Here is a 21503-nt window from a genome sequence, read left to right as displayed (position 1 = left end):
GTTGTCAGGAATACAGCGTCCGGGATCGTGCCGCCCGTAATTTATACAGCTCCGGCAATGCTATGCCAAGCAATACGAGGATGACGCCGAACCATTGCAAGCTGCTCACATGCTCATGCAATACAATGGAAGACATCAATACGGCGACGGGAAGCTCCGCAGCTCCGAGAATGCCCGCCATGCCTCCGCCGGTATGCGGTACGCCGAAAGCAAAAAGCACAGGCGGGATAAACGCGCCGAAAAATCCAAGCAGCAAGCCGAAAACCAGCAGCTGTCCCCAGATCAATCCGTTAAACAAAAACGTCGGCGGAAACAGAATGCAGAGCAAAATCAAACCGCCGGTAACCATCCAGGCACTGCGAAATGCCGGATGCGCGGCAGGGACTGCTTTACCACTAAAGAGAAGGAACAATGAATAACTCACGGCCGACATCAAACCAAGGGCGATACCCCAGCCGCTGAATTCGCCTAACCCATGCTCCAGAAACCCTGCTGCCAGAAGCGTGCCGCCGAACAACACCAATAGTGTCAAAAACATGACTTTGTCCGGCCGCTCGCGTTTGCTTACAGCTTGAATCAGTACGCTGATCCATGTGAACTGGAATAACAGGATGATCGCCAGCGATGCCGGAATATACCGCAAGGACTGATAATAAACCAGTCCGGTCATGACGGTTGGCGTACCTGCAGCCATCAGCATCAGGCGGTGCTTCCACGTCAAGGACTGAAATCCTCCGGATTTGGCATCAGACGCCGCTGCCGATGCTTTGCCAGCTTTTGCACCGCTTCGTTTCATCCGGAATTTGGTATACAAAGCAAGCGCCCATGACAGGATGAAGCCTACAAATAACTGGCTGCCGACCACCTCGCCAAGTTGGTACCCCTGTCCGTAGGCCAAAACAACGATCGTAGATAAAATGCCGTAACTCAGCGCTCCCGCGAGAACGGCCAAATAATATTTCATTGCCGATAAACCTCCTGCCGTTTCGTTCGATGTCAATACGCAAAAAATCCTAACTCCGTCGCCGGGAATCGGCTGTGAGCCAATTCTTCAGCTTCGTAGTTAGGAAGTTAAGGCTTCCTGTAGAAACCCTCGCCCTGTGTACACTGACGGCCTGCGAGGTTATACGAATGGAATATGGATTTGTTATACGTTCGACTGAGCCTGCATCGGCTTATCCGAGCCTTCGGCCACAGTCCTTTGATGACAACGATTCATATATTACATGGCAGGTGAGGTGGTGTCAAGCCTCTTCTGGCAGCTTTGATTTACAGGCGCTTCTGAGGCCTAAATTACACAACCCTGTTTACATGACGCAATAACGTAATGTTATTCGATGAATATTTCTTGAAGCCCCTCGTTATGCATCCCACTCCAGCGTTTTCTGCAGCCCATCCCGTAAGCCAGGCAAGTCGAGCCCATCTGCGGCGAAAGCTTCACGAATTAGCGGGGGGGCCACGAATTCGTCATATTTGCCAAGGTACGGCGCTTCGTCCTCTGCCAATAGCGCAGATGCGTCAGAGGCCATCCGGCATTCACTCATGATTTCCGCCAGCAAGGTCCGTTCATCCACTTTGCCGGATACCACGAAATAATAAGGCTCCATCGGCACGACCGAACGTAAGCTTAGCTTGCCGGACAGGTTATGTTTCATCAGCCGCTCCAACGTGCGAAATGCCTTGCTTCCTACCCATGGCAGCACATAGAGCGAGTCTCCGCCGGCCGGAATGACGACTTGCTTCAGCAGCCCGCTTGCCCGCGCAAGACGCCGGGCGCGTTCCAGCCGATTCACCGCTTGAGGCGACAAGTACGGGTAGATCGCCGATTCCGACAGCACCTCGCGCATCTTTTGGATGACTGCCGTATGGATGTCGCCGCCCGCGCCAAGCCATAAAGTGTCCACTTTTCCCTTGGCCGCCTTCACATAGACCGACTTGTGCTTGTGATCCACCTCTTCCACCTTCCACAGCTTGCCGGCCAAGGAGAAGCAGTACCCCGGAGGCGGTACGGTCGTAATGGAGCCGATTTCTTCCGAGCCATTCAGCACCTTGTGCTCCTCATCATCCTTGAATACCGCATAAAAACGATAATTGTTCACCGTCTTCTCCCCGGTCAAACCAATGATCAGCGTTCGCTCTTCGGTCCACTGCAAATGGTCGGTATCGATCAGATAGTTCAGAAAAACATCATATTGCTCCAGCGTGATCTCCGCAAAGGGAGCCAACGAAAGAATCGCGTCGGCGAGTTCCCTCGGTTCGGCCTCGCCCATGCTTTTCAGCATGCTCATGGTCTGATGGTAGAGCACGCCGATCGGCATCCGTCGCGACTGCAGCGGCTCAACCCATCTGTGCCGAACGTACAGCTCGATGACGGCAATGGCCCTCAGCAGCGTCCATGGCATGCGGGCAGGCAGCTGGGCTTCTTCGTCCTCTTCTTCCGGGCAGACAAACAGCATTTCCGAGGCCATGTCCTCCCGCCGTCCCGAGCGACCCAAACGCTGCACGAAACTCGATGCGCTGTACGGTGCCCCAAGCTGCACCACCCGCTCCAGCTCGCCAAGGTCGATGCCGAGCTCCAGCGTCACCGTGGCTGCAGCCACGGCAGGACCCGGACCGCTTCGCAGCGCCGCCTCCGTCTCTTCCCTGAGCATGGCGGATATGCTGCCATGGTGCACGTGGAAGACGTCGCGTTCTTCCCTTCGGGCAGCCACGCGGCGCATCTCAAGAATCGTCACCTCTGCATCGGTACGGCTGTTCGTAAAGATCAGCGCTTTTTTGCGGTAGGTGCTCTCATAAATAAAATCGTAGTACGCCTTGCGCGCATGATGCAGCTGCTCGGCCTGCTCCTCGTCCCTGGCGTCGGGAAAGGAGAAATGCTCCACGCGCAGCCTCAGCTTGCGGCCGCCCGGAGAAGTGACCACGTCAACCCCTTGTCCCGTTCCGGCACCAAGCCACGCGGTAGCCGCATCGTAATCGCTGAGCGTTGCCGACAATCCGACCCTGCGCGGCGCACAGCCGGCCATCCGTTCCAGGCGCGCCAGTTGACTCAGCACCTGAATTCCCCGGTCTGCGCCCATGAACGCATGAACCTCGTCGATAATGACGTACCGCAGATCATGGAACAGCGCAGGAATCGCGTTCGGCCGGTTCATGAGCAGGCCTTCCAGCGATTCGGGCGTAATCTGCAGCACGCCGGACGGATTTTTCACGAGCCGCGTCTTCTCCGCCTGCGGCACGTCACCGTGCCAGTGCCACACCGGGATGTTGCCTTCGGTCAGCAAATCCTTGAGCCGTTCGAACTGGTCATTGATCAGCGCCTTGAGCGGTCCGATGTACAGGATGCCTACCGATTTGCACGGACGTTCGTATAGCTCCGTGAGCGCGGGAAAAAAAGCCGCTTCCGTTTTACCGGAAGCCGTGCCGGCCGCAATCAGCATGTGATGCGGGGTGTGGAAACAGATGTTGCACGCTTCGATCTGGGCAGGACGCAGCGATTCCCATCGTTTTTTGTAAATGAACTCCTGCACGAACGGAGCCAGCCTGTAAAACGGGTTTTCGCGCTGGTTCTGGCCGCTCATAGCTCGAACTCCGCCAGGAAGTCGTCCATATCGTCCCGGTCGCTTTCCGCATTCGTCCCCTGTCCGGCATTTCCAGCCTTCGCCGCACGTTCCCCCAGCAGTTCCGCATAATTCACGTGAGGATTCTGATGCAGCGTATGGAGCACGTCCATGAAATCTCGAACGACTTCGCGCGTCGTGAGCAGCTCGTCCGCACCAAGGCGATTCACGGCCATTTGCATGAAACCGACCAGGTCATCGTCCGTCAGGCTTGCGGCATATCCGAAATGCAGGGCATGGATCTGGCGCAGCTTCTGCAGCAAGATCAGAATTTCCTCGTGCGACAGCATCGCCAGCTTCAGGATCGGTCCGGTGTAGTTGGCGTACGCCTTGGCTGAATACCGACCGTCAACAAGCCTGGAACGCAGCGCCTCGTAGCTGAACAGGCCCCGGCGCTCATCCTCAACGAATTGCGGCGTGCCACCCACGAAAATGCCCAGGTGCTCCGCCTTGCCCTGCATCGTATCGTTGAACATGGTGAGCAGCTTCTCGTAGTTGCTCTGGCGCGCGATGCTGTTGCTGATCTTGTACAGGTTCACGGCCTCGTCAATGAACAACAAAAGCCCTTTATATCCGATCCGGGCTATGAAATCGGACCATAATTTGAAATAGTCATACCAGTTGTCGTCATCGATGATGACGCCGACGGCCAGTTCTTTTTTCGCTTCGGTCTTCGTGGCGTATTCTCCACGGAGCCAGCGCAAGGCGGCTTGTTTCCGCTCGTCGTCGCCGAGCTTGTACCCGGTCCAATACGCGGCCAGCACCTTGGCAAAATCAAATCCGTGCACCAGGTTCTGCAGCTCCTGCGTCACGGCGTAGATCCGCGTCTCGACCTCGCTCGTCAATGCCGGATCATCCGGTCGCAGTCCCAGGTTCTGCATCGCTTGCTGCTGGAGGCCTGCGATCCATTTCTGCAGCAAAGGCTCCAGAGCGCCGCCATCGGGGCGGGTGCGCGTGGACATGCGCGTCATAAGCTCGCGATACGTAGCCAGCCCTTGCCCCTTCGTTCCAACCAGCCTGCGCTCGGGCGACAGGTCCGCATCGGCCACCACGAACTCGCGGTCCATCGCGTAATTGCGGATCATTTGCAAAAGAAAGCTTTTTCCGCTGCCGTACCTGCCCGTAATCAACCGAAAGGCGGCTCCGCCTTCGGCGATGTTGTCCATGTCGCGCAGCATCGCCTCCACTTCCGGCTTGCGGCCGACCGCAATTTGCTCCAGGCCGATCCGCGGCACGACACCGGCCGTCAAGGAATTCACCAGCGCGGTAGTCAGCCGCTTGGGGATTTTAAGTTCTGTCATTCAGCTTCACCTCATGCTCTTCACGTGTTCAAATGGGTCCATATATTCATCCATGATGCGGTCGCCATCCACCAGCAGGTCTCCGATCGTCTCCATGGCGACGTCGTTGATTTCGTCCAGCAGAAGCGCAGGCATCGTGCCGCATTGCTCGGCGACTCGCATCAAGGCAGCGTCAGGCTGTTCGCCCAGCAGCGCCAAAATCGCCAGCACATGCCTTGGAGCAAGCGCTGCGGCAAATTGCTTCCATTCTTCATCCAGCTCTCGGAGCGTCGTTTCGTCCCAAAGCGTTTCGACGCCGGCAAGACCGGAAGCGGTCGTTGGTTGGGTTTCAAACGTATGCATTCCCGGTATGTCTTCGGCTTCGAAGACCTCTGCCGCAGGATGAAGACCCGCAGCAGAACCTGCCGTCGTTTGCGCAGGCAGATCCGGCTGGTCTTCCGCAAACGTTCCAAAATCACCCTCAAGCAAGGCGGGGTCTCCGGCCTCTTCTACCGTCAAAGCTTGGCGCACATATTCGCTCTCTTCCTGAAGCACCGCGAGTTTGTCCGCATCAATGGCGATGATGGTTCGCTCGCCGTGCTTCTCCTGTCTGGCCGAATAAGCCTTGTCCAGGTAACGCTCGACCAGCTTCGCCAGTTCAGGTTCAAGCGAATTGCCGCGCAGCCTCCCCCGGAAACCCGACAGCTCGCGCAGTTTGTTCTCGATCGAGCGGAATAGCTGCGTGGCCAAACGGACGAATTCAGGCTGTTCTCCAATCGGGCTATAGGTGAGCAGCGCTTTTTTTCCATACAAACCGTCATCGTATACCGCTTTGCGGAACAACACTCGTTCCATTGTTTTCTCGCCGCTTGGTCCATACAATTCCCAGATTCCCCCACCCCGGGTACGGGTCATGTAAGCATTCACGACAGCGATCGTTCCCGGAACGAACTCGGCCAACGCTTCGCGGCCGCCGTCCCTGTAAAATTTGCTGAGCGTGATGTCGTATTCAACATATCGCTGCAGCAGCTTCAAAGGGATATGAGGCTCAGCTTGCTTCAGCAGCCTGCACATCTCCATATCGAGCACCTCTGCGGGCAGCCTGCCATCGGCAAGGTCCACCAGTTCACCGAACGAACCGTCCAGACGATGGATCAGCGCATAATCCACCAACCATTCCTGCATGTACGCATCAAGCTGCGGCAAACGCGCTTGATATTGGGACCACAGCTCCTTCAATTGACCATAACCCGCTTCGGGCTGCTGCCAGCCGATTCCGTTGATCAGCTCGTAAACATGGACGAACACATAGGAAAGATCCGTATCGGGATATCTGCCTTGCCTTACCTCTGATCTCCAGAAAAAATACCATTGCCTTTGGGCATCGTCCATGACGCCATACGTCGGCCAGTAGCTCATGAAAGGAACCCGCTCGGCGGCCGCGACATTCATGTCGACCAGCCGTTTCGCTTCCTCCACGAATTTTTTTTCCGAAAACAAGATTCCTCCGCCCGAACGTGCAGCATACGCCCCTGTCTGGCGCAGAGCGGAACGATCCGGAATCGGGACACGAGGTATTTCGCCTTCCTCTCGCAGATCGATCTCCATGAACTCCAACTGGCCCGCATCTCTGTTTCTCATCTCCATCATTCACCTTCTCCCGCAAACATGCGAACACGTGTATCCATACTCCCATTATAACATCTGCCCCTGCTTCGTCGAGATCCATTTATCAATGAAAGCTTGCTTGGATGCGACATTCATCGGACGGGATTGCAACACCCCCTCCGTTTCTGCACCCGAACATGGTACACTGGACAGAACATTATCTCTCACTGGAGGAAATCAGGATGAATTTCACTGTACGGGACATCATGCGCCACCTGAACGTCGGAGCGGAACAACGGGAAAACACGGTTGACCTGCTGATTGCAGGTTCGCCCGAACAGCAGGTTAAAGGCGTGGTCACGGCTTTCATGCCCACCCATCATGTCATCGAAGAAACGATCCGCTTGGGCGCCAACCTCATCATCTCGCACGAATCCCCGTTCTATAGTCATCATGGTCACACGGATTGGCTTGCGAACGATCCTGTCTATCAACATAAACGCGGGCTCATCGAGGACGCCGGAATTGCTATTTTCCGTTGTCATGACTCCATTCATCAATCGTCGCCGGACGGCATAACGGAAGGACTCGTGCACGCGCTCGGTTGGCTGCCTCATGTTGAAAAGAGGATGAAAGAAGCGCACGTGCTCTCTTTTCCCGAAGAGTGGACCCTGCGGGACATGGCAAGCCATATCCGAAATGCGACCGGCATCGAGTACCTCCGGGCAGTCGGCGATCCTGGGATGGTTTGCAGGCGTGCCGCCATACTCGTTGGATTTCGCGGCAACGGCAATTTGACGATTCCCCTTATGCAGCAGGAACGGCTCGACCTCATTATCGCCGGGGAAGGGTTTGAATGGGAAACGCCAGAATACGTCCGCGATGCCGTCGGACAAGGCCTGCAGAAGGCGCTGATCATGATGGGCCATGCCGAAAGCGAAATCCCGGGCATGCGCATGCTGGCGGACAGGCTGAAGGTCGCCTTTAAGGAATTAAACGTGCAATTCGTGCCGAATGAGCCGGTTTATCGGGTATTCTAAAGAAGGTTATGGAACTGGAACCCTCTGTTTAAGGGGGTTTTTACGTTTTACGCCCATCGAACCCCCTGAGGACATATGTCCTTGGCAATGGGGCTCATTTGTCATTTAATAGATTTCGAAGTGAATGGATAAGGAGAGCTTATACAATGAAAGGAATTATTTTCGCTATTCTCGGCGGGGCATGCATCACCTTGCAGGGGGTCGCCAATGCCAGAATCAGCAGCGATGTAGGTACCTGGCAGGCCGCGACGATTACGCAACTTACGGGATTTATCCTGGCTGCCCTTATTCTTGTGTTTGTACGGGACGCCAATTGGACGGGCTTGAAACAGGTCAATCCGTTGTATCTGGCAGGCGGCGCCTTTGCTGCGCTCATTATTTTCAGCGAGGTGACCGCGATTCAGCACATCGGCGTAACGTTCACCATTTCTGCGCTGCTCATCGCTCAGCTGTTCCTCACGTTCGTCGTGGACGGCAACGGTTGGTTTGGCGTGGAAAAGCAAAAAATGAAACTGCCGCAGTTTTTGGGCATTGCCTTGATGGTTGCCGGCGTGATTATCATTAAACTGTGAACAGGTAAACCTATTCAGACCGGAGGTGCATCAAAGCCGTGGAGGCATTTTACGATGAGCAGCAGCTGCTTCACTATTTGAAACAATTCAACCTGGAACAAGTATTTGAAGAGAAACTGCGGCCGAACATGGATATATGCCGCTTTGACAAATGCGAGCTGATCTGCCGAGCCGGTGAAATCTCCGAGTATCTTTATGTGCTCGTGCAGGGGAAAATCAAAATTTTCACGACGTCCGCGCAAGATAAAACGCTCGTTCTCTGTTTCAAAACACCCCTTGAGGTTGTCGGGGACGTGGAATTTGTGCGCGAAAGCAATATCGTGAATACCGTGCAGGCCGTGACGCCCGTGACGATGCTGCGCATCCATTACCGATGGCTGGCTGAGCACGCTGGCGACCATGCGCCGCTGCTCCGATTTTTGCTCAAAATCATGACCGACAAATTTTACATCGATTCCAATTTTTCCAATTTCAATCTGATGTATCCCGTCGAGGTCCGGCTGGCCAGTTATCTGTTATCCATCTCGACCGAGGAAGCCGGCAACATCGTCCATGAAGAGCTGGATGCCTTCAATATGACGGACATTGCCCATCTGATCGGCACAAGTTACCGCCATCTGAATCGGGTTATTCAGAAACTGTGTGCAGACGGCCTCATCGAACGAAAACAGGGCTTGTTGCTGGTCAAAGACCAGGACGGATTGCGAGCCTTAGCAGGGCACAATATATATGACAGGAGTTAATGCAATGGTCATCACCGGAATTTTGCTGGCAGCGCTCGCTGGGGCGCTTGTCAGCCTGCAAACCATTTTCAACAGCAAGGTCAACGAAAGAACGGGTCCCTGGTCATCTACCGCATTGGTGCTGTTCACCGGTTTTCTCGCCTCGTTTGCCATCTCCCTATTGGTGGAAGGAAAAGATACGTTCAGCATCCAACATATGAAGCCATGGTACTGGTTTAGCGGAGCGATCGGCGTCGGCGTTGTGTTCTGCCTCATGCAGGCGCTTAAGCTGCTTGGACCTACCTACGCCATTTCCATTGTGTTGACGTCCCAGCTGAGCTTTGCGCTGCTGTTCGACTCCATGGGCTGGCTTGGCCTGGATAAGATCCCCTTCTCCTGGAATCAGCTTGTCGGGGTACTGATCATCGTCGCAGGTATTCTGTTGTTCAAGCTCGGTGGCAAGAGCGAGAAACCAAATGCGGTGGCGCCTAGCCGCGAGGGACAGTAACCGAAAACGCCGCAACCCGAAAGAATTGCCCGTTTCCTTCGGTTGTGGCGTATAAGAAGAGTGGTTCTATCATGTGCAATCAGGCATAGAGCCGCACGCAAAAAGACTATCTGTTCCGATTCAACAGACAGTCTTTGTTTACATAATCCTCAAGAACATTCGCTTAAGACTATATCTTCTCCCGAAAATCAAATTAAGGAAATATACGATTTTTCGAATGCATGAAGGAAGGCTTCAATAAGAGAATGTGATAAGATGTTCCATGCTGAATGCTGTTAAGGGGGCGAGTATGTTGATAAAGTTATTTAATTATAACTGGATGGTAAGAAATGAATGGTTTGAGCGATGTACGCTACTCTCAAATGAAGAATTGCTTCGTCATCGAATTGGTGGGCCAGGCAGCATTCTTTATACCCTTTTCCATATCACAGATGTGGAATATAGCTGGATTCGTGGAATACAAGGTCAACCTGATCTCCAAGTCCAATTTGAGAGCTGCAAGTCACTGGAACAAGTAAAAGAACTTTCTCATTGTTGGATGCAAGAAACAAAGGCATTTCTGGATACTTGGTCAGATAATTTCGAATACGAAACGGTTATAGTCCCATGGACGGAAGGACGTTATACCAAAGGTGAAATACTACGCCATGTCATTGCTCACGAAATTCATCATATGGGTCAACTATCCATATGGGCAAGAGAACTCGGGATTCAACCAGTATCAGCAAATGTAATTGGCAGAGGGCTGTTTTCAAGCTGATTCATCAGCACATAGAGCGAACAACATAAAAAAACTCACTTTTTGTAATAGATATTCCATACAAAAAGTGAGTTTAAAGTTACACGTTCCTCATAACTCGGACACCAAAACGTACATCATCATAAAATCCACCAAGCAAAGACATGTACATCCTCACTTATTGAAACAATTGGCGGTTTTAAGAACAAATTTCCGTCTCATGCCTAGAGAAATGGCTAGGATACGCCTTAATCTTCGAATTCTACGTTGTGGTACACCTGCTGCACGTCCTCAAGGTCTTCCAGCGCATCGATCAGCTTCTCGAATTGCACTTGCGCATCCTCAGGCAGCTGCACATAGTTTTGCGCCAGCATTGTCAGCTCGGCGACCGTGAATTCGGTCACGCCCGCTGCTTTGAACGCTTCCTGCACCGCATGGAATTGGTCCGGATCGGCATATACGATCACCGCTTCGTCTTCCTCCACGATGTCACGCACGTCAACGTCCGCTTCGAGCATTATTTCGAGCACTTCCTCGGAGGTTTTGCCTTCCACGCCGATGACCGCCGTCGGATCGAACATGTAGGCAACAGAACCGCTGACGCCCATGTTGCCGCCGTTTTTGTTGAACGCGGAGCGCACTTCAGGCGCTGTACGGTTTACGTTATTCGTAAGCGCGTCAACGATGACCATCGCTCCGTTAGGTCCGAAGCCTTCATAACGGAGTTCTTCATAGTTTTCGTCTCCGCTGCCTTTCGCCTTTTCCATGGCACGATCAATGATCGCTTTTGGCACATTATATGTTTTGGCCCGCTCCAGAACCACTTTCAACGCGCGATTGGCTTCCGGGTCCGGCTCGCCCTTCTTGGCAGCCACGTAAATCTCAACGCCAAATTTGGCATACACCCGGCTCGTGTTGGCATCTTTTGAAGCTTTCTTTTCCTTGATATTATTCCACTTGCGCCCCATATCTTTTCCGCTCACTTTCAACATGTAATCTGCATTCTACTCTGTCATTATATCTTGTTAAGAGGGCTTCAACAAGTTTCTGAGGGGAAAAGATTGACCAGTAAACCGTCCTCTGTGCGGACTGTGCGGACCCGTGAACGGTAACATTCTCCGCTATCCTTTAATAAGCGCCTCCGCTCCGTCGATATATACCTCGGTCCCGGTAATGTGCCTCGCTTCGTCTGAGGCAAGATACAGCAGCAATCCGGCCACGTCCTCCGGTTTGCCGGGTTTGCGCGTCAGCGGAATGCCGTAATCGGGAATGTTGAACGGAAAGCGAATCTCAGACGTATGCTCCTCCTGCTCCTGCGACTCGAAAATGTTCGTGTCGATCATGCCGGGGCAGATTGCGTTGACGCGAATGCCGTATTGGGAAAGCTCGAGCGCGGCCATTTTGGCAAACGCCGAGATGGCTGCCTTGGACGTGCTGTAAGCCGAGAACCCGGCTTGGGCAAATTGGCGGTTGCCGCTGACGGAACTGGTGACGGTAATCGTTCCTCCGTGTTCTTTCATATATGGGATGGCATGTTTGACCGTCTCCACTGTGCCGAGCAAATTGTTTTTCAGCGTGCGCTCGAACTCGCCGGGCGGAAAATGCTCGATCGGCGAAACGGTTCCAAGAATGCCCGCATTGGCAAACACCGTGTCGATCCGTCCTCCCCAACGATTGGCTGTATGCCGAATGGCTTCCTTTATCTTATCCTCATCACGAATGTCTATCGCGTAATGGAGCACCTCGGCCCCCATTTCGTTCAGTTCGGACACCGTTTCCTCGAGCCGCTCGGCATTTCGGTCGATCAGGCTGACCTTCGCCCCTTCCCGGGCCAGACGGATGGCACCGGCCTTGCCGATTCCGGATGCTGCTCCCGTAATTACCGCGATTTTGTCCTGCATGATTTTCATGTTCACCATCTCCTGTCCCGGAATAAATTATTGAAGCCGCACGAATCAATCACAATAGGCCACTGCAAGTGCAGCACCATCTTCCAGCACTACTGTATCCCCGGATGTTTTCGAACCCCTTTTCAGTGGGAAAATCCGGGGATAACGCCTATGCCTCCGATACAGCTTTCTCTTTGAAAGCTTTTAAGCGAACGTTTTGCTTCTTCGGAGTTGGTTCTGCCTCTCCGTTTACGCGCCTACGTTTTTGCGGTCTATAATAGCTGCTCCTTTCTTCTTACCCCGTTCAGGTCGAATGAAACGAAAACATACACACCAAAAAGCACTCCCCTCGGGAAGTGCTCATTCTCTCTTGGCTAATAATTCACGTTTTATCAGGCATGGAACTGCTGTCCGTCCAATACCTCAGGCACATAGCCGGAACGGATGACAAAGTCGCCGAAATGCTCGCCTTCGCTGCGTTCCTTCGCATATCGATGGATGATCGGCGTCAACGTATCCAGAATCTCTTTTTCGCCGATGTTTTCTTTATAAAGCTTATTGAGTCGATGTCCGGTAAAACTGCCGCCCAGATACAGATTGTATTTGCCCGGAGCTTTCCCGATAAAGGCAATCTCGGCCAACATCGGGCGTGCACAGCCGTTCGGGCAGCCCGTCATGCGAATGACGATCTCTTCGTCTCTGAGGCCTGCTTCGTCCAGCACAGGCTCCAGCTTGTCGATCAGGGATGGCAAGTAGCGCTCGGACTCCGCCATAGCCAGACCGCATGTCGGAAGGGCCACGCAAGCCATCGAGCTGCGGCGCAAAGCGGAGTAATGCGCTCCATCCGTCAAGTTGTACTGCTCCATCAACGCTTCGATCTTTTTTTTCTTTTGGCTCGAGATATTTCCAATGATCAAGTTCTGATTCGCGGTCAGACGGAAATCGCCGGTATGGACTTTGGCAATTTCCCGCAATCCCGTCATCAGCGGGTAACCTTCAAAATCTTTTACGCGGCCGTTTTGAATGAACAAGGTGTAATGCCAGCGGCCATTGCTTCCTTTGACCCAGCCGTAACGGTCACCGTTATGCTCGAAATGGAATTCGCGCGCAGGCTCCAGTTCCCAGCCAAGACGGTTATGCAATTCCTCCACGAACCAAGCGAGGCCGCGATCGTCGATCGTATATTTGAAGCGTGCATGCTTGCGCACCGCACGGTCGCCGTAATCCCGCTGGATCGTGACTGTTTTCTCCGCCACGTCGATCATTTTCTCCGGCGTGATGAAGCCGATCACCTTCGACACTTGCGGATACGTTTTGGAATCGCCGTGGGTCATGCCCATGCCGCCTCCGACTGCGACATTGAAGCCCTGCAGTTTGCCGTTCTCCACGATGGCGATAAATCCTAAATCCTGGGAAAAAACGTCCACGTCATTGGACGGCGGCACGGCAATGCCGATCTTGAATTTGCGCGGCAGGTAAACTTTGCCGTAGATCGGTTCAACCTCCTCGTCATTGTCGCGCGAATCGATGATTTTCTCGCCGTCCAGCCAGAGCTCGTGGTAAGCCCGCGTACGCGGATCGAGATGGTTGCTCACCTGGCAAGCCCATTCATACACTTCGGCATGAACGTCGGATTGGTTTGGATTCGGATTGCACATAACGTTGCGGTTGACGTCGCCGCATGCAGCCAACGTGCTGAGCAGGGCGTCGTTCACTTCACGAATCGTGGGCTTCAAATTCCATTTCAGCACGCCGTGAAGCTGAAAGGATTGACGCGTCGTCAACCGAATCGTGCCGTTCCCGTACTTTTGGGAAACCCGGTCCATCATAAGCCATTGCTCAGGCGTTACGATACCGCCCGACGCTCGCACGCGCAGCATGAACTGGTACGCAGGCTCCAGTTTGGATTTGTTTCGTTCGTTGCGCAGATCGCGATCGTCCTGCATGTAGCTGCCGTGGTGTTTCATCAAACGGTTGTCGTCTTCGGGAATGGAACCGGTGATCCGGTCTGCCAGCGTTTCGGTCAAACTTCCGCGCAAATAGTTGCTCTTGATCTTTATGTCTTCCACATCGCTGTTTTGGCGCTGCGGGTTGAGTAAATTGTTATAAGCCATACCGCTTTCTCCTCTCGCTACTTCGGGATCCGTTTCCGTCAAACTACACTGCGGATTAATACACGTCCCGCTGATAACGTTTTTCTTGCTGCAAACGTGTCAGGTACTCCGAAGCCTCTTCTTCCGTCAAACCGCCCTCCTGCTGAATGATGGTCGCCAGGGCATGATGGACGTCATGGGCCATTCTTTTCTCGTCGCCGCACACGTACACATGAGCGCCTTCCAACAGCCATTGATACAATTCCTTGCTGTGTTCCAACATCCGGTGCTGCACGTATACCTTCTGCTCGGTATCGCGCGAGAAGGCTACGTCCATGCGTGACAGCACGCCATCCTTCAACCAGCGCTGCCATTCCGTCTGGTACAGGAAGTCCGTTGCAAAATGCTGGTCGCCGTAGAACAGCCATGTTTTGCCCTCGGCGCCCGTTTCCTCGCGTTCTCCGAGGAATGCCCGGAATGGCGCCACGCCCGTGCCCGGTCCGATCATGATCACAGGCGCATCGGGGTTGGCGGGAAGTTTGAAGTTCGGATTATGCTGAACGAAGATGGGCAAGCTGTCTCCGGCTTCAATCCGTTCGGCCAAGTGTACGGAACATACGCCATAACGCTCACGGCCGCGCGACTCATAACGTACGGTTCGCACGGTCAGATGCACTTCGTCCGGAGATGATTTCAGGCTGCTGGCAATCGAGTACAAGCGGGCCGGAATTTTCCGCAGCACGGCCAAGAATGAAGCTGCCGGGATGCCGGCAAGTTGATAATCCTGCACGAGATCAAGCAGGTCGCAGCTATGCATGACCTTGCGGAACTCCGATTCATCCGCCAGCAGCCCGGACAGGCCGCTCTCGGGTTTCAGCTTCGCCAGCTGCTCTACAACCGGCTTGGTAACGGCCGTTATTTCAAAAACTCGCAGCAATGCTTCGCGGACGGAAGCCTGATCTCCATTTTTGTTCACCTGTACAAGCTCGTCCTCATTCCAATCCATCGCTGCGATCAGCTCATCCACGAGACGCGGGTGATTTTCCGGAAATACGCCGAGGCTGTCGCCAGGCTCATACTGCAGGTTGGACCCTTCAAGCGATAACTCGATATGGCGGGTCTCCCGATCGGATCCTCTGCCGTTCAGGTTGAGGTTCTCAAGCACTTCTGCCTTGAAAGGGTTCGTGCGGCTGTACTCCGACTCCACGTTGCTTGCAATCGGATTCGCAGCTGCATTGGCGCTGCTAACCGCCCCGGCCGAAGCATTTCCGAGCGATGCAGCCACTTCCTCGATCCACGCTGCAGCAGGTTCATCGAAATCGACGTCGCAGTCCACGCGCGGCACAAGCACCGTCCCTCCCAGTTCCTGAAGACGCTGGTCGAAGTCTTTGCCGGTCTGGCAGAAAAATTCGTATGAAGTATCTCCAAGCGCCAATACGGAATATTGCAATCCGTCGAGCTTGGGAGCCCGTTTGCTGAACAGGAATTCATGGAACGCAATGGCATTGTCCGGCGGCTCGCCTTCGCCATGCGTGCTGACCACGATGAGGAGATTATTGATTTTTTTGAGTCCGTTCGGTTTGAAATCCCCCATGGAGGACAAGGTTACCTGAAGGTTCTGCCCTTCGAGCCTTTTGGCGAGCTTTTTCGCCAGGCTGCTTGAATTCCCCGTTTGCGAACCGTAAAGAACCGTTACTTCCTTCGGTACTGCAGGTACGCTTTCAGGCGCTGCGGCCGCCGATCCCGACGCTGCCAACTGCTGCGGTGCCGCCGGAACCGATGCTGCTGCACTGCCGAACGATGCCGTAAGATATCCGCTCAGCCAGATCCGTTGTCCTTCGTTTAAGGTAGGAAGCAGGCGGTTGAGCAGCTCAACCTGTTCCTGAGTAAAAGGGCTGTTTGTCACTTGAAGTTCCACCATTTGCCACCTCGCGCATTGCTTCAATTTTAATTCCTACTAAAAAGATCACATTTATTTCTGATATTAAGAACCTAACACACCCGCTGTTGGCGGTCAATTTCAAACCTTTTATACCATTTATCAGTTTCGCTGATAAACGACAAAAAACCGCAAATTCATGCTTGATGATTTTTACAACGCCAAGAGGCTTATTCCAGCCTGCAGTCAGGTTGAAATAAGCCTTAGGCATTCCGTTTGCCGCGTTACTTAGGCCATACCAGCTCATTCATCATCGCATACAGTAACACCGCCGACTCGGCACGCGTAGCTGCAGCCAAAGGTTTGACCTCGCCGTTATAACCACCAACGACGCCAAGCTGCACAAGCGTTGCAACACTTTGCCCGGCATAAGGACGGATCATATGCGCATCATGGAAACGTGTCAGGACGTTCTCTGTTTCTACTGAACCCGGTTGAAGCAGTCCAGCCGTTTCAAGCGCTCTTACCGTCAGAGTCATCATTTCCTGCCGGGTAATGGCTGCCTCTGGCAAGAAACGCCCGTTGCCGGTACCGGTGGCAATGCCGAGCGAACGCGCAGTTCCAACCGCCTCGTAATACGGGGCGTCTGCCTTCACATCGGAGAATTCGTCGCCCGCTGGGGCATCCAAACCTAGCGCCGCGACCAGCCATTGCACGTATTGACCACGCGTCATATCCTGTTTCGGCTGCAGATGCCCTGCATCATCAGTTCCATCTGCATGGATGATTCCGCGTGCAGCCAGTGCATGGATCGCTGTTCGGGCCCATGGAACGCTTCCCACGTCGGCAAATGTGCTCTCCACCCGTGCTACGGCATATTCTCCTGTACCTGATGAAGTGGTGAATACAACCTCGCCGCTCTGCTCGTCATATCGGCTTTGTGGCAGCGGTGCTGCCACTCCGTCCGCCCCGATCTTGAACGCAACAATGGCGTCAGGGTGCGCGCCTTGCAGCTTCCCATAAGGCATTCGAAGCGTCAAGACACTAGTAGATGGCCAAACTTCTCCATTCACGTCAAGATCCAGTCGCAGTCCCTGTTGTGTGCCAAGCTGCCGTGCAGTCGGCTTCGCCAATGTTGTTTGCGTTAATCGCACCGTTACGATATCGCTGTCTGCAGCAACGTTTTTGCGCAAATCGGTCGGAAGCTCCAGCGACCCGAAAGCGGTCACGATCAAGATCCGGCGGGCCTTGCCGTCATCCACCAGCGAGGCGGCAGGCAGACGGAGCTCATATGCACCGGCCTCTGCACTCGCTTTCAAGCGAAGCTCCACCAGCGGTCTGTTCGAAGCTGCGGCAGGCACTGCCGCAAAAGCCGCTTCCATTGCGGATTCTTTCACCTCTGCTTGCGCGACGCCATCCTTGCCGGTCTCGGCCTTCACTTCAAGAAGAGCCCTGTCTTTTTGCGGTTGAGGTTTCAAATGGTCTCCTGACGTGTTCGAGCTGCCGTTTTGACCTCCCGTGCCACCCGAAGTTCCGCCAGAGCTGCCGCCCGCACTTCCTCCTGTGCCGCCGCTTGAACCGTCGCTTCCCGTACCTCCGGATGAAGAAGCCTGTGCAGGCACTTTGACGATAAGAGGTACCGTCAATGCCTTGCTGTCGTCAGAGATGCGTGTAATCTCCAATTCCAACGTGACCGCAGCTTCCTCGGATGGCGGCACGATCTTGCCATCGACACGTACAACGTCCGGCATCGAACTCGAAGCGATCGCAATCCTGAACCCTTTCGGAACGGTCGGCAGCTTCAATGTTATTGCGCCTTTGGCGGGCTGCTCCAGTGCTGTGATGGAAGCGGCGACTTCCTCGGCAGTGAGCTCCACCGTCTCCGTTTCGCAGGCCGTCGATAAACCGCCCAGTGATCCTCCCACCGCATCGAGCGCTTCCACTTTATAATAGTAATGCGTATCCGGCGTCAGTTCGCGATCCGTATATTGCCGCAAACTTCCGTTATAAACGACGCTGTACTCCCCGTCTTCACGCTCGGAACGATAAAGCCTGTAACCCGCAGCCCCAAGACGGGCATCCCAGTGGAGCGTAACGTCTGTTCCCGTCACCCCTTCGGCTCGCAACCCGGCGCTTTCGTCCACGGAAGGTGCCATGTCCGGTTTGGCGATGACGATCCAACTGATGAGCGGATCCTGCGCTGCCGTATTGCGTACCGTCAGTTCCAGCTTGTTGTTCGAAACGGCAATGCCTCGATGAGCCCTCACGCTAGATGGCGTATACGTGACTGCACCGGTATTCTCTCCATTAATATAGAAATTGGCTCGGCGCGACGTGTTCGTCCATGGATCATTGAATCCGGCATAGATATCGTATGTTCCGTTCGGTACGTCAAAGCGATAAGTCAGATCCGTGCCTTTGGGCGAATTGGTCACATTGCCGCCGTTCAAATAACGCACGGTCGAAAATATGTCTCCACCATTCGAACCGGAAGGCAGCGCATCCGCGCTGACATATCCCCAGTCGCGTCCCTCGCCCGGCGCATACATCTGGTCCGCCGTTCCCGGGTTGGCCAGCGTTCCTTTCATATAAGCACCCATCAATTTGTAATCGGCTGTCTCGTAACCCCCGCTATTGACAAAATAAAGGGCATTCTCGGGGACGACGTATACGCGCACCGCCTGTTTTTTGTTGCCGAACTCCGGCGTCCTCACCTGTAACGTGAGCGGACCCGGCTTCGCAAAATCTTCGGCCGTCATCACACGGTCGTTCACCGTCCAGACCGCTGGCGTCGGCACCAAGGTTTCTCCGTCGCGCACATTAACGGTTGTTGGCAACGCGGGAACCTTGCCGAGCGGTACTGCTTCCGGCAGCGGATCTGTAATATCCACCTTCCCCATCGAATTCAGCAAATCAGGCGTCCAACTGTCATACCACCGGATCGAGATATCGGAACCTATTCCGAATTCGATCGGCAGGAATACGTATTTGGCCCCGTCATTGGAGAAATTTCCGCCGTTCCATGTATCGCCCACATAAATGAATTTGCCCTTGGCCGGATCCACCGGAATCACTGACGTGGACTGCGTGCCGAACGCTTTGCCCGGATCAGGGTCGCTAGGCAGCGTGCGCACGAACGGATTCGTCATCGTAGACCACGGCCCGAAAATGTTGTCCGCTACGGTCACCTTGTTTTCGTTCGGCGACCAGCCGGTTGCGCCGGAGGTCAGCATATAATATTTGCCCTGATATTTGAACATGGCCGGAGCTTCGCGCTGTCCGCCAGGAAATACGCGCACGTAGTCTACACCGTATTCAGCCTGATAGGTAGAATCGCGCACGGGATTGCCTTTCTCGTCGGTCAACCCTTGCTTGTGCCATCCCGTGACGTCGCTGTAGTCATCCGTCAATTTGGAAATATACAACGTCAGATTTTCCTCGCTGGAGTAAATCAGGTATGCGGTACCGTCGTCGTCCTTAAACAAGTTCATGTCTCGTGCCATGCCCGGATTGCCTGGTTGGTAGTCCTTCTCCCCTTCGGGAGCGCGATCCATCCGGTAACTCTTCTGGTAGACGAACGGACCCGTCGGCGAATCGCTGATGGCATAACCAGCCTGCGCCTTGCCGTAGTTGGCGTTGTCGTTGTAAGGGTCCTTGTCTCCGTCCATGTGGGCCCACATGACGTATTTTTTCGTTTTGTCGTTGTAAATGACCTTTGGCCGCTCGATGATCCGGCCTCTGCGGATATCGGCCCAGATATCCACCCTGTCTTCACGGCCCGCGTACAGTTCCGAGATCAGCGGATCGTTGTCGAAGTCCTCCATGGATCGGATCATCGTGAGCGCCATTCCCTCATCCGTCCAGTTCATCAAGTCTGTCGACGAATATACGCGAATTCCCGTCGCCGGCCATCCTCCCGTGTGGTATTCGCCGTACCAGTAATACTTCTCCGTTTGCTCATCGTAAAAGAACCCGGCGCCATGGGCATCGATCGCCTTGCCGCCCAGGTCCGGCCATAATTGGCCTGGCGTAAAGCTCGTGCGAATCGTGGCGGCCCCAAGCGGCGTCGAAACCGGGGAAACAACGCCGTCAACTTCCGCCTGAATGTTGTAAAAATAACCGGTCCCCATCGATAATTTACTGTCCGTAAACGCAGTGTCGCCACCGCGATACACCTGTTGGAACGTACCGGCTGCACTTGTTGCTCTGGACACCGTATAAGTCACGTTCGAACCGGGTAGAACGTCCCAACGAAGAGAAATCGACGTATCCGTCACATCCGAAACGGCAAAACCGGTCGGGGAGTTGATATCATACGTTCTCGCTTCCGTTGTTGCAGGCGCGGATTCCCCGGCTGCGTTATACGCGGTGACGCGATAGCTGTAGCTGCTGCCAGGCTCCAGACCTTGATCCGTATAACTGAGCGAAGTCCCCTCAACCACCTGCTCGTATGATTCGCTGCCAAGCAAAGCACGTGATACACGGTAGCCGGTCGCCTTGTCTGCCGCAGACCATGACAGCTTTACACTGGTGGCATCGAGCCCGACCGCCGTCAAGTTGCCAGGTGCCTGCGGCGCCGTGGCTGCCGTCCGAACCTCCAATGGCGAAGACCACAACGATTCTGTTAAGCCGCCATATTCGTAAGCCACTTTGTAGTAATAGTTCGTATCCGTACTTAATCCCTCATCCACATAACCCGGAGACATTGTGCTTGCCACAAAGGAATAACCGCTGTCCGGCAATGTGGAACGATACAGGCGATAACCGCCGGTCGCTCGTTCCGCTTCCGTCCATTGCAGCGATACCGAGGAGGCCGTCTGCTCGGCGGCAGTCAGCGCAATATCATTGGCGGGCGGCGGCTCGGCGACGATAACATCGTCGACCTGCACCGTCTGCCACTTGTTGCGAATGCCGACCGTACCGGCGGCATATGTATCGTCCGCAAGATCAAAGACGAGCCGATCGGCTCCGTTTTCCGTAATATAGGCACGAATGGATGTGCCCGACAGCACCAGCTTGAGCGTGTACCACGTGTTTTTGGCAAAAGTGAAATCCGCCGTTTTCAACGTGGTATCCGTACCGTTCACCCGCTTGGAAAACACAAGTTTGTTGGCAGGCACCTGCATTTGAAAATAATAAAAATGGTTCTTGTCCTGAAAACGCGGCAAAATGCCTGGATATCCCTGCCCCGCCCCCGTATAAACACTTGTGGTCACGGTCATGTCGGACATCCTATCACCAGTCGAAATGATGCCTTCCCCGGTATCGCTCTGATAGAGCGTGTTGTTGGAAGCATCGAGCGGATCGGCAGCTATGCTCCAATTTCCTGAACTCACGATCCACTCAGGCGACACGGTATAATCCCCATCCGAAAAGTCATCCTGCAGCAGTATTGCGGGCATGCGGTCCACATCGGCATAAACCTGGCCTGGCAGCATCCACGGTCCCGAAGACAGTGCCAATGAAGCCGCCAACACGAATGTAATCGGTTTCTTCAATGAGTTCAAATCCGTATCTCTCCTTTGCCTCGGAAGATCAAAACATGGATATAAGGGC

Annotated in this window: 15 protein-coding genes and 1 riboswitch; of the genes, 5 read left to right on the top strand and 10 right to left on the bottom strand. The window is 54.2% G+C overall.

The window, feature by feature from the left end; all coding sequences use genetic code 11:
• Window positions 1-4: 4 nt before the first annotated feature.
• The 4 genes from L6H98_RS22255 to L6H98_RS22240 form a co-directional block, all read right to left on the bottom strand.
• On the bottom strand, window positions 5-964 hold the full coding sequence (locus tag L6H98_RS22255) for a DMT family transporter (RefSeq protein WP_236419601.1): 960 nt from the start codon (window positions 962-964) through the stop codon (window positions 5-7).
• Window positions 965-1040: 76 nt separating this feature from the next.
• A riboswitch (purine riboswitch) is annotated at window positions 1041-1151 on the bottom strand.
• Window positions 1152-1361: 210 nt separating this feature from the next.
• A complete protein-coding gene (locus L6H98_RS22250) occupies window positions 1362-3578 on the bottom strand; it encodes a DEAD/DEAH box helicase (RefSeq protein WP_236419599.1) in 2217 nt (738 codons plus the stop codon).
• Window positions 3575-4918, bottom strand: coding sequence for an ATP-binding protein (locus tag L6H98_RS22245; RefSeq protein WP_236419597.1), 1344 nt, complete (start codon window positions 4916-4918; stop codon window positions 3575-3577). Before L6H98_RS22245 ends, L6H98_RS22250 begins: the two co-directional genes overlap by 4 nt.
• Before the next feature lie 6 nt (window positions 4919-4924).
• Window positions 4925-6538 carry a TerB N-terminal domain-containing protein gene (locus L6H98_RS22240; protein WP_236419595.1) on the bottom strand — a complete coding sequence of 538 codons (1614 nt, stop codon included), beginning with the start codon at window positions 6536-6538 and terminating at the stop codon, window positions 4925-4927.
• Window positions 6539-6747: 209 nt separating this feature from the next.
• Here L6H98_RS22240 and L6H98_RS22235 point away from each other — a divergent pair, with 209 nt between their 5' ends.
• The 5 genes from L6H98_RS22235 to L6H98_RS22215 all read left to right on the top strand — a co-directional run bounded on the left by L6H98_RS22235 (window position 6748) and on the right by L6H98_RS22215 (window position 10107).
• Complete coding sequence (locus L6H98_RS22235) at window positions 6748-7545, top strand: Nif3-like dinuclear metal center hexameric protein (RefSeq protein WP_236419593.1); 798 nt, start codon at window positions 6748-6750, stop codon at window positions 7543-7545.
• A gap of 146 nt (window positions 7546-7691) precedes the next feature.
• Window positions 7692-8117 carry a DMT family transporter gene (locus L6H98_RS22230; RefSeq protein WP_236419590.1) on the top strand — a complete coding sequence of 142 codons (426 nt, stop codon included), beginning with the start codon at window positions 7692-7694 and terminating at the stop codon, window positions 8115-8117.
• A 38-nt stretch (window positions 8118-8155) separates the two neighbouring features.
• Window positions 8156-8860, top strand: coding sequence for a Crp/Fnr family transcriptional regulator (locus L6H98_RS22225; protein ID WP_236419588.1), 705 nt, complete (start codon window positions 8156-8158; stop codon window positions 8858-8860).
• 4 nt (window positions 8861-8864) lie between these two features.
• Window positions 8865-9347, top strand: coding sequence for a DMT family transporter (locus tag L6H98_RS22220; RefSeq protein WP_236419586.1), 483 nt, complete (start codon window positions 8865-8867; stop codon window positions 9345-9347).
• A gap of 289 nt (window positions 9348-9636) precedes the next feature.
• Complete coding sequence (locus tag L6H98_RS22215; protein WP_290371476.1) at window positions 9637-10107, top strand: DinB family protein; 471 nt, start codon at window positions 9637-9639, stop codon at window positions 10105-10107.
• Window positions 10108-10334: 227 nt separating this feature from the next.
• On the opposite strand, the gene L6H98_RS22210 is transcribed toward L6H98_RS22215, so the two are convergent.
• The 6 genes from L6H98_RS22210 to L6H98_RS22185 form a co-directional block, all read right to left on the bottom strand.
• Window positions 10335-11054 carry a YebC/PmpR family DNA-binding transcriptional regulator gene (locus tag L6H98_RS22210; RefSeq protein WP_236419653.1) on the bottom strand — a complete coding sequence of 240 codons (720 nt, stop codon included), beginning with the start codon at window positions 11052-11054 and terminating at the stop codon, window positions 10335-10337.
• Window positions 11055-11207: 153 nt separating this feature from the next.
• Window positions 11208-11996, bottom strand: a complete 789-nt coding sequence (locus tag L6H98_RS22205; RefSeq protein ID WP_236419584.1) for an SDR family NAD(P)-dependent oxidoreductase — start codon at window positions 11994-11996, stop codon at window positions 11208-11210.
• 371 nt (window positions 11997-12367) lie between these two features.
• Complete coding sequence (cysI, locus tag L6H98_RS22200) at window positions 12368-14089, bottom strand: assimilatory sulfite reductase (NADPH) hemoprotein subunit (protein WP_236419582.1); 1722 nt, start codon at window positions 14087-14089, stop codon at window positions 12368-12370.
• A 55-nt stretch (window positions 14090-14144) separates the two neighbouring features.
• Entirely contained in the window at window positions 14145-15986 is a 1842-nt protein-coding gene (locus L6H98_RS22195) for an assimilatory sulfite reductase (NADPH) flavoprotein subunit (protein WP_236419651.1), read from the bottom strand.
• Window positions 15940-16218 (bottom strand): hypothetical protein, encoded by a 279-nt coding sequence (locus tag L6H98_RS22190; protein WP_236419580.1) that lies wholly within the window; start codon window positions 16216-16218, stop codon window positions 15940-15942. The genes L6H98_RS22195 and L6H98_RS22190 overlap by 47 nt, the downstream gene beginning before the upstream one ends.
• Before the next feature lie 13 nt (window positions 16219-16231).
• Complete coding sequence (locus L6H98_RS22185; protein WP_236419578.1) at window positions 16232-21454, bottom strand: fibronectin type III domain-containing protein; 5223 nt, start codon at window positions 21452-21454, stop codon at window positions 16232-16234.
• Window positions 21455-21503 lie beyond the last annotated feature (49 nt).

Source organism: Paenibacillus sp. JJ-223 (assembly GCF_927798175.1).
In the GTDB taxonomy this organism is placed as follows: Bacteria; Bacillota; Bacilli; order Paenibacillales; family Paenibacillaceae; genus Paenibacillus; species Paenibacillus hubeiensis.
The sequence above is the reverse complement of the archived record's forward strand: the minus strand, read 5'-3'. Positions and strand labels throughout refer to the sequence as shown.

What these genes read in the sequence shown, in the direction of transcription:
- L6H98_RS22255 (WP_236419601.1), bottom strand. Translation starts at nt 964, where the DNA reads ATGAAATATTATTTGGCCGTTCTCGCGGGAGCGCTGAGTTACGGCATT.
- L6H98_RS22250 (WP_236419599.1), bottom strand. Translation starts at nt 3,578, where the DNA reads ATGAGCGGCCAGAACCAGCGCGAAAACCCGTTTTACAGGCTGGCTCCG.
- L6H98_RS22245 (WP_236419597.1), bottom strand. Translation starts at nt 4,918, where the DNA reads ATGACAGAACTTAAAATCCCCAAGCGGCTGACTACCGCGCTGGTGAAT.
- L6H98_RS22240 (WP_236419595.1), bottom strand. Translation starts at nt 6,538, where the DNA reads ATGAGAAACAGAGATGCGGGCCAGTTGGAGTTCATGGAGATCGATCTG.
- L6H98_RS22235 (WP_236419593.1), top strand. Translation starts at nt 6,748, where the DNA reads ATGAATTTCACTGTACGGGACATCATGCGCCACCTGAACGTCGGAGCG.
- L6H98_RS22230 (WP_236419590.1), top strand. Translation starts at nt 7,692, where the DNA reads ATGAAAGGAATTATTTTCGCTATTCTCGGCGGGGCATGCATCACCTTG.
- L6H98_RS22220 (WP_236419586.1), top strand. Translation starts at nt 8,865, where the DNA reads ATGGTCATCACCGGAATTTTGCTGGCAGCGCTCGCTGGGGCGCTTGTC.
- L6H98_RS22215 (WP_290371476.1), top strand. Translation starts at nt 9,637, where the DNA reads ATGTTGATAAAGTTATTTAATTATAACTGGATGGTAAGAAATGAATGG.
- L6H98_RS22210 (WP_236419653.1), bottom strand. Translation starts at nt 11,054, where the DNA reads ATGGGGCGCAAGTGGAATAATATCAAGGAAAAGAAAGCTTCAAAAGAT.
- L6H98_RS22205 (WP_236419584.1), bottom strand. Translation starts at nt 11,996, where the DNA reads ATGAAAATCATGCAGGACAAAATCGCGGTAATTACGGGAGCAGCATCC.
- cysI (WP_236419582.1), bottom strand. Translation starts at nt 14,089, where the DNA reads ATGGCTTATAACAATTTACTCAACCCGCAGCGCCAAAACAGCGATGTG.
- L6H98_RS22190 (WP_236419580.1), bottom strand. Translation starts at nt 16,218, where the DNA reads ATGCCTAAGGCTTATTTCAACCTGACTGCAGGCTGGAATAAGCCTCTT.